This is a genomic window from Streptomyces niphimycinicus (assembly GCF_018883605.1).
GTDB classification, from domain to species: Bacteria; Actinomycetota; Actinomycetes; order Streptomycetales; family Streptomycetaceae; genus Streptomyces; species Streptomyces niphimycinicus.
In genome coordinates, this window is sequence record NZ_JAHLEM010001254.1 from 1 (window position 1) to 1,177 (window position 1,177).

The window sequence follows — 1,177 nt, forward strand, 5'->3', positions numbered from 1 at the left end:
CGGACGGCTCCGGCTGACCCTGCGCCCGGCCACCGACGGCGAGCCCGCCGTGCTGGCCGCCGCCAACACCGGGGCGCCGCTGGACGCGGTCGGGGTCGAGTCGCTGTCCACCCTGCGGGCGTCGGCCAAGCGGGACGAGCCGGAGAGCGCGGTCGGGCGGTTCGGCGTCGGCTTCGCGGCGGTGCTCGCGGTGAGCGACGAGCCCGCGGTCGTGGGCCGCACCGGCGGGGTGCGCTGGTCGCTGGCCGAGGCGCGGGAGCTGACCCGGGACGCCACCGCCACCAGCCCCGGCCTCGCCGAGGAGCTGCGCCGCCGCGACGGCCACGTACCGCTGCTGCGGCTGCCGCTGCCCGCCGAGGGGATCGCCCCGGACGGCTACGACACCGTCGTGGTGCTGCCGCTGCGCGACGGCGCCGCCCTGGACGTGGCCGAGCGGCTGCTGGCCGGGATCGACGACGCGCTGCTGCTCACCCTCCCCGGCCTGGCCGAGGTCGTGGTGGAGACGGTCGAGGGCACCAGGACGCTGCGCCGTCGCCAGGAGGGCCCGTACACCGTCATCGAGGACACGGGCGACGGCGGCCGCGAGGCGAGCGGCGAGGGCGGTCGCGAGGACAGCCGCGAGGGCACCGGCGCCCGCGGTACGACGCGCTGGCGCACCGAGAGCGCCGGCGGGCGGCTGGAGCCGGAGCTGCTCGCCGACCGCCCGGTGGAGGAGCGGCTGCGCCCGGTGTGGTCGGTGACCTGGGCGGTTCCGGTGGACGCGGAGGGCGCGCCGATGCGGTCCGCGACCGCCCCGGTCGTCCACGCCCCCACGCCGACCGATGAGCCGCTGGGCATGCCGGCGCTGCTGATCGCGTCCTTCCCGCTGGAGCCCACCCGCCGCCACACCGCCCCCGGCCCGCTCACGGACTTCCTGCTGGACCGCGCGGCCGAGTCGTACGCGACGCTGCTGCGCGACTGGCATCCGGTCTCGGTCGGCACGATCGACCTGGTCCCGGGCCAGTTGGGCCGGGGCGAACTGGACGGGGAGCTGCGCCGGAGGGTGCTGGAGCGGCTGCCGAGGGTGCCGTTCCTGCCCAGCGCCGCCGCACCGGCGGTGGGCGCGGGCACCGAGGCCGTGGAGGGCTGGCTCGGGTCGCCGGACGCGCTCGGTCCGGACGCCGCCCAGGGCGGCCCC

The 1,177-nt window shown here is 78.8% G+C and carries 1 pseudogene; it reads left to right on the forward strand.

From position 1 onward, the window contains the following. Window positions 1–1,177: pseudogene (locus tag KN815_RS49175) on the forward strand (sacsin N-terminal ATP-binding-like domain-containing protein); the annotation flags it as partial.